Origin of the sequence: Psychromarinibacter sp. S121 (assembly GCF_049801035.1) — a bacterium.
Classification (GTDB): Bacteria; Pseudomonadota; Alphaproteobacteria; order Rhodobacterales; family Rhodobacteraceae; genus Psychromarinibacter.
This window is the reverse complement of sequence record NZ_JBNAGE010000003.1, coordinates 152,510-166,070: the sequence shown is the minus strand read 5'-3', so window position 1 is coordinate 166,070 and position 13,561 is coordinate 152,510. Positions and strand designations below refer to the sequence as shown.

Here is a 13,561-nt window from a genome sequence, read left to right as displayed (position 1 = left end):
CGGAACGAAGGGGTTCGCGCAGGGTTATACCAGCCGAGCCGCAGGGGGACAGTGCATGCCGCCGAATGTCCGGGCGGCGGCTGCAAATTCGGGCAGTTTGCCGCCGGGACGGGCCGGGCTTTGACCCGGCTGGCGATCAGGTCAGCAGCGACCGGATCGTTCCGCTTAGATCTTCGATCCGGGCAAGGTTGGCGCGGATGCGCTGCTGGATGCCGTTCAACTCGCCGATGATGTCGGTCAGGCTTTCGCGCCCTTCGGTCAGCCGAGCGCCTTCGATCTTGCACATGACCCGCGTGGTCGACAGGCCAAGGATGTGGCGGTTCATCTTCTTGCAGGCGTCGAGGATACGGTATGTTTCCTCTGACACCTGGTCCTGTCCCTGCCGGGACATGCGCTGATACTCGGACACAAGCTGGGTCAGGTAGCCCCGCTCTTGATCCAGATCGACGCTGCCAAGCTGACGCCGTTCGGAATCCAGCTGCTGCGCGCATTCCCGCAGGATGCGCGTCATGCACTCGATGAACATGCTTTGCCCCACCGTGATGCCGATCTTCGAGAAGTTGCTGTTCTCGCCCACGACGTGAGTTTCGAACCAGCTCGACATCTCGCGCGACATGCCGCCGTAGTTGGTCGAGAGCGTCGAGATCGGGCCGCCGTTGGGTTCCAGCCGAGAGGCGATGACCCGCATGTTGTGCGGAATGATCTCTGTCATTTCGAATTCGCGGACCAGTTTCTCGGTCTCTTCCTTCAGGGCGTCGGCCGCCTTGCGCATCTTCCGGAAGCCCGCGATGTGTTCGTCGACCGGCAGGTCCAGGCCGTCGTCCCGCGCAAGAAGTTCCTCGCTTAGCGCATGTGTCGCGAAAGAGGCGTAGTCTTCGAACCCGAGGCCGCGCACCTTCTTGAGGAGCCACTGCGCGCTGTCTTCCGGGCTCAGCCCTTCTTTCTGCTCAAGCAGACGCAGTTCGGTGTACAGCTTGTCGATGGTTTCCAGCATCGGGCTGGTCGGCTTGATCCGGGCCGACAGATAGCCGCCGGCACAGGGCATCGCCACGGCGAACACCCAATAGTGCAAGCCGTCACGCGCGCGGTTCTTGACGTATGCGCCAATCGTCTCTCCCTTCTTCAGGGTGTCCCAGAACAGCCAGAACAGACCCTTGGGCGAGTCGGGGTGGCGGATCATCTTGTGCGGCGCGCCCAGCATGTCCGACCATTCGTAGTCGGCGACGCGTCGGAACACGTAGTTCCCGGCCTGAATGACACCGCGCGCGTCGGTGCGCGAAAAGAACACCTCGTTCAGGTGAAAGGGCGCCTCGCCGCTGGATGGTCGCGCCTCGCGCCGGCGTTCGACGAAACCCGGCCCGTCCGGATGGCCCGCCTCGTCCGTTTCGGCATCCAGCAGGTCTTGGTCTTGCGTTTGGTCAAGGCTCATCAGGTACGCTCCGGACATGGGCGGGCATCGGCCGCGGGGGTCTCAGCCTCCATACCCTCGCAGTCCTTACGTTTGCCTTAAGCCGTCAGGTCGGCAGCGGCGCGTCGGCCTTGAACTGATCCATGACGATCTGGCTTTGCACCCTCGCCACCGCCGGGTGGGGCAGAAGTACCTGATGGATCAAAACGTTGAGCCCGGCGAGATCGGCGCAGTAGACGCGCAGCAAATAGTCCGCCTCGCCGGTCAGCGTCCATGCGCTGACGATCTCCGGGCGATTGCGCACGATTCGTGTGAAGCCCTTCACCTTCTCGGGCTCGTGGGTTGCCATCTGCACCTGCACGAAGGCCTGCACAGCCAGCCCCAGCCGCGCGGCATCCAGCCGGGCCGAGTAACGCTCGATAAAGCCCGCCTGCTCCAACCGCTGCCGCCGGCGCCCCGCCTGACTGGCCGACAGGTTCAGCGCGGCGCCCAGCGCCTCGGCCGTCAGCGTCGCGTCCTTTTGCAGGGCCGCCAGCAGGCGCTTGTCCGTCTCGTCAATATCCATGCGGGAACCATGCACCATTTCACCTCACGGCATCAATTCCCCGCATGCAGACAGCAATCCGCCCCCCACTTCGCGCAAACACGGCACGCGAACCGAGTCACACTGTGCGAAACGCCCGAACAAAGGAGACCCGCCATGGGACCCTTCCCGCATGACGCCCCGAAATCCGAGATCACCAAGGAAAACCCCGCCGGCACCGACGGGTTCGAGTTCGTGGAATTCGCCCATCCCGAGCCGGAACAGCTTCGCGAATTGTTCACCCGGATGGGGTACGAGCATGTCGCGAACCACAAGACCAAGGCGATCGAGCTTTGGCAGCAGGGTGACATCACCTATGTGCTGAACGACGAACCGGGCAGCCACGCCCGCACCTTCGTCGAAGAGCATGGCCCCTGCGCGCCGTCGATGGCTTGGCGCGTGGTGGATGCCCGGCACGCCTTCGACCATGCGGTCGCGAAAGGCGCCACGCCCTATGAAGGCGACGGCAAGACGATGGACGTCCCCGCCATCGTCGGCATCGGCGGTTCGCTGATCTATTTCATCGAGGACTATTACGAAAGCTCGCCCTACAACGGCGAATTCGACTGGATCGCCCAGTCGAAGCCGAAGGGCGTCGGGTTCTTCTACCTCGACCACCTGACCCACAACGTGTTCAAGGGCAACATGGACACGTGGTTCCGATTTTACGGCGACCTGTTCAACTTCCGTGAGATCCGGTTCTTCGACATTCAGGGCAAGTACACCGGCCTGTTCAGCCGCGCGCTGACCTCGCCCTGCGGCCGCATCCGCATCCCGATCAACGAGGACCGGGGCGAGACGGGGCAGATCGTGTCCTACCTCAAGAAATACAACGGCGAGGGCATCCAACACATCGCTGTCGGCAGCGATGACATCTATGCCTCGACCGATGCCATCGCGGACATGGGCGTCAAGTTCATGCCGGGTCCGCCGGACGCCTATTACGCGATGTCGAAGGACCGCGTGGCGGGCCATGACGAACCGATCGACCGGATGAAGAAACACGGCATCCTGATCGACGGCGAAGGCGTCGTGGACGGGGGCGAAACGAAGATCCTGCTGCAGATTTTCTCGAAAACGGTCATCGGGCCGATCTTCTTCGAGTTCATCCAGCGCAAGGGCGACGACGGCTTTGGCGAGGGGAACTTCAAGGCCCTGTTCGAGTCGATCGAGCAAGAGCAAATCGACAGCGGCGAGTTGAACACCGCCGCTGAATAAGCCGACCACTCCGGCAGGGAGGCCTTCGCGGAGGCCATTCTGGGAGGCCGTTCTGGGAGGAAGGTCCGGCAGGGAGGACGGGGGTGGTTCCGGAAGGGGCCGCCCCCGAACCGTTTCAGGGGTGCGCATCAAGGGCGGATATGCCTTGAAGCGCCGGATCAGCCGCTGGGCATCTCCAGCGTGATGGTGCGGCCGCCCTTGGTATAGACAAGCTGGCCGTCACCGATCGCGGCGACCTTGCCGCCATCGACGGTATCGCCCACCTGAACCTTCACGTAGCGCCCGGACGACAGCCGCACCAAAGCGCGGCGGTTGCTGGCAGAGCCGTAGACCCCGATCAGGTTCACGCGGTTCAGGCGCAGCGCGTTCTCGTCGGTCGCCGTCGCTGCGACGCTTGCGCTGGTCGGGATTTCGGGCGCGCGGACCGGAGCATTCACGACGGGCGTCGGGTCGGGCTGCGCGGTTTCGGCAGGCGGAGCCGGCGGCGCGGCGGCGGCCTCTTCCAACGCAGCCTGCACGATCGAGGCGAAGCCCGCAGGCCGCGTCGGCGGGGTCAGCGACGCGTCCACGGCCAGTTCGGTCGCGCCGTCGAAGGTCTCTTCCACTTCGGCGGTTTCAACCTCGGCTTCGGGTGCTTCCAGAAGCGCGGCAGCCAGCGACGGGCTTTGAACATTGTCGGTCGCCTCGCCCTCCGTGGTCGCGTCTGCAGAGGCCAGCACGGTACCAGGGCGCAGCGGCGGAACCACGTCGGCAAAGTCGATCAGCGGATCGGGTGCGGTCTCTTCTTCCGGGGTCTCGTCGGCGGCGGCAACCTCTTCGTCGGGCGCCGCGTCGTCCGTCGCGGCGGTTTCCGCCTCAAGCTCCAGAACCACCTCTTCGGCGGCGTCGGCGACCTCTTCGGCAACAGCTTCTTCATCGGCCCCGGCCACATCCGTATCGGGCGTGTCGGGTGTCTCGGGGGCCGCTGCGGCGTCGACCTCGGCAGCCGGCGCATCGCCCGGGCGCAGGGACGGCCGGATCTCGGACAGTTCCTCGCGGGTCAGCCCGCCGAACTGCGCACGCTCGTCGACCTCGGCCAGATCCTCCTCGGACAGCAGACCCGCCAGTGCATCGTCCTCGTCCGGGGCAAGCGCCGCGATCTCGGCTTCAAGCTCGGCGTCCTGCACGTCGGCGGCAGGTTCTTCCAGAAGCGTTTCCTCTTCCGGCGGCTCGGTGCCCGGGCGGACCGGCGGAACGACCGGCGGAGTGCCACGGATCACCAAAGTGCCCTGCGGAGAGATCGCGCCCTCTTCCGTTGCGCGCACAAGGCCGCGCTCGTCCAGATCAAACTCGGTCACCAGCGGGAACGGCGGCAGGCCCACGATCGGGGGCGTGTCAGAGGCGGTCAGGTCTTCCTCGGTCGGCAGCGCGCGCGGCGAGGGATCGGCCAGCGCGACGTCTGTGGAGGACAAGACCGTCCCGTCCAGCCGGTCGATACCGGGGCTTTCGATGGCGGGCGGCGCGAGGACGGAAATGCCGGTGCTTTCGTAAATCGCATCCGCCTCGGCAACCGAGGGCGCGGGCACACGGCTGGGCGCGGGAGCCGATACCTCGGCCTGCGGCGCGTCTTCGGCGACCGGCGGCTCTTCGAGGCGCACGATCTCCAGAGTGCCCGGAGCCTCGCCACCACCGGCGGGCGCGGCGCTTTCGTCGGCGGGCGTCTCGGTGCCATCGGGCTGCGACGGCGCAATGGTCGCGATGTCGGGGGCGGGACCGTCGTCCAGTTCCGGCCCACGCGGCATGTCGCTTAGCGCGGGCGGCGGGGCAACGGCGGCCATGTCGATGTCCGGCGTGTCGACCACCGGGCCGGGTTCCTCGACCAGTTCCGGCGTCTCGCCAGAGGTCTCGGCGGATGCCGGCGGCTCATCGGCGGCGGGCTGGTTCTCGGCGGATAGACCGGCGAATTCTTCGCCGTCCAGCGGCGTTTCGGGGGCAGCGGGCGCAGCTTGCTCGGGCTCGGGCTGAAGATCGGTGACCTCGATGCCCGGCAGCGGCACCGACGGCTCGGCCTCTTCCGGGGCGGGTTCCGGGTCGGGCGCGGTTTCGACGACAGCTTCGGGCGCGGCCTCTGGAATGCTCTCCGGCGCAGTCTCGGCGGACGGCGTATCAAGCGCTTCGGGCAGGATGACCGGCGCGGGTTCTTCGACCTCGGCGATCTCGGGGTCGCCGCCAAGACCGAACCAGCCAGAGGCCACGTCGTTCATGACATAGGTGGACCACAGCACGACTGCGACCAGCGCCAGCAGAAGGCCCAGCGCAATCGCCGCGCCAAGAAACTTCGGTCGCTCGCGTGGCGGCGTCTGGCCACGCGCGCCGAAGACGGTCATCGCGTCGGCTTCGCTCGACCGGCCGGCCCGGGGCGGTGTCGGCGGCACCGGAACCGGGCCACGCGCCGATGTCGGCATGCCCGCCGGCAGCGGTTTCGGCAGCGCGGAAGGGCCACGCTTCAGCGGCGCGCTGGTCGGCAGCGGCTGGCGCAGCGCGGCGGCCATATCCTCGACCTCGGCCTTCTTCTGCTCTTTCGGCCGGCCCATGCGCATCAGCGTCTCGGCCAGCTTGCTTCCCCGAGGCTTCTTCGCCTCGTCGGTCGCGGCAGCCCCCGGCGCAAGCGCCGCGGCCAGCACGGGATCGGTCTTCGGCGCAAGTTCGGGCGCGGCGGGGTCCACCATCGCCGAGCGGGCAGCCGCATTGTCGCCATCCGAAGCGTCCAGCCCGGATGTGTCCGAAGCGGGGGAAACCGGCAGAACCGCGCGGCCGCTTGGCACGACCGTGTCCCATGCATCGGCAGAGCCCGCGTCGTCCTTCGAGGGCGCATCGTCCTGCAGCGCCGTCGGGCGGGTCGGCGCGTGGACCGGCGCGCTGCGCGGGTTCGACAGCGGCGGCAGATCGTCGATGACCGGGCCGCTCTTGGCCGGCGTAGACGTGGATTCCGTCTGCGGCTCGGGCGTGACAGGCGGCAGCGCCTCGCCGTTCACACGGGCCGTCGAGCGGGGACGGCGCGATGTAAAGGAGAAAGGCGAAGAATTCGGCTCGTCGTCGTCGCCATCGGGAAGCGCCAGCAAGGCGGCAGCAAGCTCACCTGCGGACTGCTCTTGCGGCCACCTGCGGTCGGCAGAGGACGACCGGGCAGGCTCGGGTGCGTCAGGCGTGTCGCCCATGGTGTCAGGCTTGCCAGTGGCCGGTGACGCAAAGCGGTCCGCCACGTGATCCAGAAGCCGGTCATTCGCAGGCGGCAACGGGTCGGCAAGCGGCTCATCTGCCGGAATCGCAGGTTCGCTGTCGGACGATGTGACATCCGGGGCCACGTCCCCGGACGCGGTGTCGTTGACCGCCTTCGCGGCCTCAGCCTCGGATGTCGCTTCGGCAGGCTCAGAGGCGGCAACCGCTTCCGGCGCGCCCTCGGGCTCTACCTCGGTCTTCGCATCGGTCTTCGCCTCAGCCTTGCGCTTTTTCTTGCGCTCGGGCTCCGGTTCCGCATCGGACACTTCGCCCAGCTTGCCAAGAACCTGGATGCGCTTCTTGTCCGGCTCGACGGACTCGCCGCCGTTCAGCACACGCTCGGCATGGCGGGTCGGGCCGAAGAACGGCTCGCCATCGAATTCCGAAGGGCTGGGCATCGCGACGAAGGACATCGGATTGAACCGGTACTGGGTCGCGAAGGTCTCTGCCTCCAGCAGGGTCTCGCGCGCGACAACGGCGACCTGCGCCTTACCCTTCTTGATCCGCCAGTCGAAGTTCAGATCGCGCACGTCGTAGGGCGTCACGCCCACCAGCGCCTCGCGGATCTGCGACTGGCGCTCCGCCTTCGTTGGCCCCGGCGCATCGACCTCCAGATACAGGATCTGCGAGTTCGGGATCACAAGCTTCGTGCTCAGCCCGGCCGCCTCGAGGTCCGAGGCGGTGCGCCGAAGGACGACCAGCTCATCGACCAGATCGGGCGCGTCCAAAGACACGTCACCCACGTTCAGCCATCCCGCCTGCGCGCGGTGGAGAAGGCTAATTCCGTCATGGGTAAGGTTCAGGGCGAAACTGGGTTTCATGCTTCAGTCTATAATATGTCGGGGGAGCGCATGGGAGTCGCGCTCCCTTTCAGTGGGTTATGTATAGCAACAAACCGCCGAGTGGAAGTAAAACACCCGTCCGGGGGCTTGCCCGCGGCCTGCCCGGGGCTCAGTTTCCCGGTCAAATTACCGGGAGGAATTTATCAATGCGATCCGTCTTTGCCGCGCCCCGTCTTGCCGTGGCCGCACTGTGCCTCGCCCTTCCCATCGCGACCGCCGCCATGGCACAGGACGCGGCCCCGAACCGGCTGACCGTGACTGGCACCGGTGTCGTGTCCGGCATCCCCGACCTTGCGGTGCTGACGCTTGGCGTCACCAGCCGTGGCGACACCTCCGCCGAGGCGATGGACGCAACCAGCGCCGCGACCGCAGATGTCCTTGCCCTGCTGGCCGAAACGGGTGTCGCCGACACCGATATGCAGACGTCGGACCTGTCACTTTCGCCGGTCTGGTCGAACCGCAACAGCGTATCGGGCGGCGGCGACGAGATCACGGGGTTCCGCGCGTCGAACACGGTCACCGTCCGCATCCGTGACCTCGACGGCATGGGCGAAGTTCTGGACGCCGCCATCGGAGCGGGCGCCAACGAGTTCCGCGAACTGCGCTTCGCATTGCAGAATCCGGCCCCAGCGCTGGACGAGGCGCGCCGCCTTGCGGTCGCCGACGCGCGTGCGCGGGCCGAGACCTATGCCGAGGCCGCAGGCGTCACTTTGGGCAACGTTCTCGAGCTTAGCGAATCGGGTGGCGGCGGCGGGCCGATCATGATGCGCGAGGCCGCCATCGCCTCTGCCGTGCCGATCGCCGCCGGCGAGGTCGACACCACCGCGAGCGTCACCATCGTCTACGAGATAACCGGGCCCTGACGAAACGGGGTCCGCGGGGTCAGATTTCGATCCGCTGGAAACTGTCGCGCAGCGCCTGACTCCAGGCGTTGGACATTTCCTGAAAGCCTTCGTCCTGCGCCTCGATCCGGCGATAGCTGCTGACGCGGCAGTCGTCCTTTTCGATCACCGCGAGGTCCAGTGGCATCCCGACCGACAGGTTCGAGCGCAGGGTCGAGTCCATGCTCAGCAGCACCGCCTTGCGGGCATCTGACAGCGTGGTCTCCGGACGCACGACCCGGTCGAGGATCGGCTTGCCGTATTTGTGCTCGCCGATCTGCAGGAACGGGGTGTCGGCCGTGGCCTCAATGAAGTTTCCTTCGGGATAGATCAGGAACAGCCGCATCTCGCCGCCCTTGCGCTGTCCCGCCACCAGCATGCTGGCCGTCGCGCCATCCGCGTTCTGGGTCATCCGGGACGAGATGTCCTTACTGACGGCGGCCAGCGTGTCCCCCACGACAGAGGCCACCTGAAGGATCGTGTCGGCGGTCATGATCGACGGCGGCGCGTCGGGCGAGGTATCTTCCGCCGCTTCCTGAAGACGCGCCATCGTCGTCTGGGTGACGCTCAAAGACCCGGCGGTCAGGATCACGACGACCCGTTCGCCCGGTTCCTCGAAGGTGAACATCTTTCGATATGTCGAGATGTTGTCCAGCCCGGCATTCGTGCGCGTGTCAGACAGCAGCACCATGCCGGCATCCAGAAGCAGCCCTACGCAATAGGTCATGACAGACGCCCGAACTCCACATCCCCGCGGCGGACGCCCGTGACGACCGCACCCTACTGCTGCACTTGGCCGACGCTCACTTCCACGTCAAGATGCTCTGTCGTCTCACCGTGCGCCACGCCCCGAATGGGCGCAGCGTCAAGCGCGTCGAACCCGGACCCAAGGCGGATATAGCGGCCATCGGGGCAGCATTCGTTCGCCGCGTCGAAACCGACCCAGCCCAGCCCCTCGAGGTGCAGTTCCGCCCATGCGTGGCTGGCCTCGGCCATTTCGTCGCCGGCCTCGGAATACAGGTAGCCCGCGACATAGCGCGCCGGAATCCCGACCGAGATCGCGGCGGCGATCAGAACGTGTGCGTGGTCCTGGCAGACGCCATAGCCAAGCTCCAGCGCCTCGGTCGCCGAGGTGCTGGCGTCGGTTTCGCCCGGACGGTACTCGATCAACTCGGACACCTTGCGCGACAGACCGTGCGCGAGATCCAGCGGCGAGGTCTCGGACGCGGCCAGTTCCTCGGCCATGCGGCGGATCGCGATGCTGGGCATGGTGGCCCGCGTGTCGCGCAGATAGACCGACGGGTGCACCTTCTCGGAATGTCCGGTCAGCACGCCGTTCAGGTCCTGCGTCTCGACCAGTCCCTCCACAAGGATCGACACCCCGGCCACAGCACGGCGCAGCGTCACGGTCTGGACCCAGTCACCGGCGCCGTCGCGAAAGCCCGCGCCGGCCAACCCGCCCTCGACGGTCACCGACCAGTTCAGGATCCGCTGGTTCTCGCAATCCGCCGGCTGAAGGCGGTGGCTCTGGACGACCCCGGCGATCGGTTCGCCGAAGGAATAATGCGTCCGGTGCGAAACGCTCAGTCTCATTCCACCCTCCCCGTCAGATAGCTCGCGTGGATCGCAGCGCTAAGCCCGTTGATCTCTTCGATGATCCGGGTCAGGAACTCGTGCAGCCCTTCCTGGAAGATGTCCTCGACCCGTGCTTCCGCCAACTCGCCCATCATTCCGCGCGCGACCTGCTGCGCGCCGGTGGCGCGGTGATAGGCGCGCGCCAGGAAATCGAGGCTGTCGTTGATCTCCAGCGTGCAGGACAACAGGGACCGGGCGCATTGCGTGTTCAGGATCAGGAAATCCGCGATCTTGTCGGCGGTCACCTCGCCGCCATAGGCAAAACCGAAGGCGCGATAGGAACTCAGCGCACGCAGCAGCGTCGACCACTGGTAGTTGTCGATGCCCGAGCCGACATAGCTGACGCCCGGCAACAGAACGTAGTACTTCACGTCAAGAAAACGCGCGGTGTTATCGGCCCGCTCCAGCGCGTAGCCGGTCTTCATGAAGTGAAAGCCGTCGTTCCGCAGCATCGTGACCGAGGCGGCCCCGCGCACCAAAGCGGCCGTACGCATCGTCCATTCCGTAAGATCCGCCAGCGGCAGCTGGCTGCGCTCGGTCCGCTGCATCTCGCGGATTTCCTGGAACGCGGTGTTCAGCGCGTCCCACACCTGACCGGTGATCGCGGTCCGCACGATGCGCCCGTTCTCGCGCGCGGCGGTGATGCAGGACAGGATCGAGGACGGGTTGTCCTTGTCGAAGAACATGTGGCTTTCGACGTTGCGCTGCACCGGGTCGCCGTACTTCTCCTTGAAGGCCGGCAGGGTGCCGCTGGCCTCTAGGATCGACTCCCACTCGTTGCGGTAACCGCCGCCGATGTTCGGCAGCAGCGCATTGCGCGCGCCCACGTCCAAAAGCCGCGCAGACGCCTCGGCCCGTTCCATGTAACGCCCGATCCAGAAAAGGTTTTCCGCGGTCCGGCTCAGCATGGGAAGGGCTCCGAGTTGGTCGTCAAAAGTTCAAGAGAAACACGCGCGCAACAGGGCGAAACGCACTCTCCTCCCCCGTCCAGGGAGAGGGTCAGGGAGGGGGTCGCGCGCCCCATCATTCCGCCAACACCCACGTGTCCTTCACCCCGCCACCCTGGCTGGAGTTCACGACAAGCGAACCTTCCGTCAAAGCCACCCGCGTCAGACCGCCGGGCACAAGCTCGATATCCTCGCCCACAAGGCAATAGGGCCGCAGATCGACATGCCGCGGCGCGACGCCTTCCTCCACGAAGGTCGGACAGGTCGACAGCGCCAGCGTCGGCTGCGCGATATAGTTGTCGGGGTCGGCCTCGATCTTGGCGCGGAACGCCTCGATCTGGGCTTCGGTCGACTTCGGTCCCACCAGCATGCCATAGCCGCCAGAACCGTGGACTTCCTTGACCACCAGCTCCTTGAGGTTCTCAAGCACGTATTTGCACTCGTCCGCCTTGCCGCATTGCCACGTGGGCACGTTCTGCAGGATCGGCTCTTCGCCAAGATAAAAGCGGACCATCTCGGGCACGAAGGTATAGATCGCCTTGTCGTCCGCCACGCCCGCGCCCGGTGCCGAGCAGATCGTCACGCCGCCCGAGCGATACACGTTCATCAGGCCCGGAATACCCAGCATCGAGTCCGGTTTGAAGCACAGCGGATCAAGGAAGGCGTCGTCGATCCGGCGATAGATCACGTCCACCTTCTGCGGGCCTTCTGTCGTCTTCATCCAGACGAAATCGCCGTCGACGAACAGATCCTGCCCCTCGACAAGGTCCAGCCCCATCGTGTCGGCAAGGAACGAGTGCTCGTAATAGGCACTGTTGAAATGGCCCGGCGTCAGGATCACGCAGCGCGGGTCGCCGTCGCATTTCTTGGGCGCGACGCTAGCCAGCGTGCGTTTCAGCGCACGACCATAGCCATCGACCGGCGCGATGCGGTTCTGTTGGAACAACTGCGGGAACATCCGCATCATGATTTCGCGGTTTTCCAGCATGTAGGACACGCCCGATGGCGTCCGGCAGTTGTCCTCCAGCACGTAGAACTCGTCCGGCCCAACGCGCACAAGGTCGATGCCCACGATATGACTGTAGACGCCTTTCGGCGGCACGATGCCCACCACGGCCTTCTCGTAGGCCTCGTTGGTATAGACCAGCCGCTCGGGGATCTTGCCCGCGCGCACGATCTCGCCGCGCCCGTAAACATCGCCGAGGAAGGCATTCAGCGCCCGCGCCCGCTGTTTGATACCGCGTTCCAGCTTGCGCCACTCGTCCGCCGCGAAGACCCGGGGGAACATGTCGAAGGGGATCAGGCGGTCCGGATCGCCGCCCTCGCCATAGACCGCGAAGGTGATGCCGATGCGCCTGAACAGGTTTTCCGCTTCGTGCTGCTTGAGCGACCGAAGCTCGGCCGGCATCTCGTTGACCCAGTCCTGGATACCGGCATAGGGGCCGCGCACGGCGCCTCCGGCTTCCATCTCGTTGAAATAGCGTGGTTCAGCGGCCTTACTCATGGCTTTACCTTCCCAATCCCTCGCACGATGCGCAAGGGGGCGCGTCGTGGCTGTCGTTTTGGCTGCGTGGAATTGCCTTTCAGCCGGGCAATCCTCGATACCGCCGCCTGTCCCCTTTCCCTCTGACATACCGTGACCCGGCGAACTGTCCACAGGAAAGGGGCAACCTGCGGCAACTGCGTGTAATTTGGTTTACAGGTGTCCCGTTTTCCCGGCACTCGCCAGCCGGGCGGCCCGCGCTATCATCGCTTCATGGCCGTGCTGACCTTCACCCCTCAGGGCATTTACTGTCCCGCTGGCGACTTTCACGTCGATCCGTGGCGTCCCGTGGACCGCGCGCTGATCACCCATGGCCACTCTGACCACGCCCGCCCCGGCCACGCCCGCTATCTGGCGACCGAGGCTGCCGCCCCGGTGATCCGGCACCGGCTGGGCGAGATCACGCTGGACACCATCCGTTACGGAGAGACGCGGACCATCGGCGGTGCCAAGGTGTCGTTCCACCCTGCGGGGCATGTCCCCGGCTCGGCGCAGATCCGGATCGAGGTCGACGGCGAGGTCTGGGTCGTGTCCGGCGACTACAAGACCGAACCCGACGGGCTGTCCGAGCCGTTCGAACCCGTGCGCTGCCACGCCTTCATCACCGAATGCACCTTCGGGCTTCCCGTGTTCACATGGGCGCCGCAGGCCACGACCGAGGACGAGATCAACCGATGGTGGGCGTCGACCGTCGCGGATGGCCGCACCCCGGTGCTGGCGGCCTACGCGCTGGGAAAGGCGCAGCGCATCCTGGCGGGGCTCGACACCTCTATCGGACCCATCCTGACGCATGGCGCGGTCGAGAACGTGAACGAGGTGCTGCGTGGGCAGGGCCTTGCGCTGCCAGACACGATTCGCGTGACGCCAGAGGTGAACCCGAAAGACCACCCCGGCGCGCTGGTGCTGTCGACACCCTCGGGACTGGGCACACCGTGGCTGCGCAGGTTCGGCACGGTATCGACCGCTTTCGCCTCGGGCTGGATGCGGCTGCGCGGCGTGCGCCGTCGGCGGGCCGCGGACCGGGGGTTCGTGATGTCGGACCACGCCGACTGGGACGGGCTGAACGCCGCGATCCGCGAAACCGGGGCCGAGCGTGTGTTCGTCACCCACGGCTACACCTCGGTGTTCCGCCGCTGGCTGGAGGAACAGGGTTACGATGCCGCCGTGGTCGAGACCGAGTTCGAGGGCGAAAGCCTCGACCGGGCCGAGGAGGAAGAGGCATGATGCCGCCCGCAATTCTGACACT

Annotated in this window: 10 protein-coding genes; 3 read left to right on the top strand and 7 right to left on the bottom strand. The window is 66.1% G+C overall.

Annotated elements, in window-relative coordinates; genetic code table 11:
- Positions 1–136: 136 nt before the first annotated feature.
- Together ACP156_RS14540 and ACP156_RS14535 are read right to left on the bottom strand one after the other, a co-directional pair.
- Positions 137–1,429 carry a PAS domain-containing protein gene (locus ACP156_RS14540; protein ID WP_425052079.1) on the bottom strand — a complete coding sequence of 431 codons (1,293 nt, stop codon included), beginning with the start codon at positions 1,427–1,429 and terminating at the stop codon, positions 137–139.
- Positions 1,430–1,514: 85 nt separating this feature from the next.
- Positions 1,515–1,973: an Lrp/AsnC family transcriptional regulator gene (locus tag ACP156_RS14535; RefSeq protein ID WP_425052078.1), complete on the bottom strand. Its 459-nt coding sequence runs from the start codon at positions 1,971–1,973 to the stop codon at positions 1,515–1,517.
- A gap of 135 nt (positions 1,974–2,108) precedes the next feature.
- Here ACP156_RS14535 and hppD point away from each other — a divergent pair, with 135 nt between their 5' ends.
- Positions 2,109–3,209 carry a 4-hydroxyphenylpyruvate dioxygenase gene (gene hppD / locus ACP156_RS14530; protein ID WP_425052077.1) on the top strand — a complete coding sequence of 367 codons (1,101 nt, stop codon included), beginning with the start codon at positions 2,109–2,111 and terminating at the stop codon, positions 3,207–3,209.
- A gap of 158 nt (positions 3,210–3,367) precedes the next feature.
- On the opposite strand, the gene ACP156_RS14525 is transcribed toward hppD, so the two are convergent.
- Positions 3,368–7,288 (bottom strand): hypothetical protein, encoded by a 3,921-nt coding sequence (locus tag ACP156_RS14525; RefSeq protein WP_425052076.1) that lies wholly within the window; start codon positions 7,286–7,288, stop codon positions 3,368–3,370.
- A 167-nt stretch (positions 7,289–7,455) separates the two neighbouring features.
- On the opposite strand from ACP156_RS14525, the gene ACP156_RS14520 reads away from it, so the two are divergent.
- Positions 7,456–8,172 carry an SIMPL domain-containing protein gene (locus ACP156_RS14520; protein ID WP_425052075.1) on the top strand — a complete coding sequence of 239 codons (717 nt, stop codon included), beginning with the start codon at positions 7,456–7,458 and terminating at the stop codon, positions 8,170–8,172.
- A 19-nt stretch (positions 8,173–8,191) separates the two neighbouring features.
- Here the strand turns inward: ACP156_RS14520 and ACP156_RS14515 are convergent, their stop codons facing one another.
- The 4 genes from ACP156_RS14515 to ACP156_RS14500 all read right to left on the bottom strand — a co-directional run bounded on the left by ACP156_RS14515 (position 8,192) and on the right by ACP156_RS14500 (position 12,276).
- Complete coding sequence (locus ACP156_RS14515) at positions 8,192–8,917, bottom strand: peptidase (protein WP_425052074.1); 726 nt, start codon at positions 8,915–8,917, stop codon at positions 8,192–8,194.
- A 53-nt stretch (positions 8,918–8,970) separates the two neighbouring features.
- The gene (locus ACP156_RS14510) at positions 8,971–9,783 is read right to left on the bottom strand and encodes a transglutaminase family protein (protein WP_425052073.1); all 813 of its coding nucleotides are present in this window, start codon (positions 9,781–9,783) and stop codon (positions 8,971–8,973) included.
- Entirely contained in the window at positions 9,780–10,733 is a 954-nt protein-coding gene (locus ACP156_RS14505) for an alpha-E domain-containing protein (protein ID WP_425052072.1), read from the bottom strand. The genes ACP156_RS14510 and ACP156_RS14505 overlap by 4 nt, the downstream gene beginning before the upstream one ends.
- Before the next feature lie 115 nt (positions 10,734–10,848).
- Positions 10,849–12,276, bottom strand: a complete 1,428-nt coding sequence (locus ACP156_RS14500; protein ID WP_425052071.1) for a circularly permuted type 2 ATP-grasp protein — start codon at positions 12,274–12,276, stop codon at positions 10,849–10,851.
- A gap of 252 nt (positions 12,277–12,528) precedes the next feature.
- On the opposite strand from ACP156_RS14500, the gene ACP156_RS14495 reads away from it, so the two are divergent.
- Positions 12,529–13,539 carry a ligase-associated DNA damage response exonuclease gene (locus ACP156_RS14495; RefSeq protein WP_425052839.1) on the top strand — a complete coding sequence of 337 codons (1,011 nt, stop codon included), beginning with the start codon at positions 12,529–12,531 and terminating at the stop codon, positions 13,537–13,539.
- The last annotated feature ends 22 nt before the right edge of the window (positions 13,540–13,561 follow it).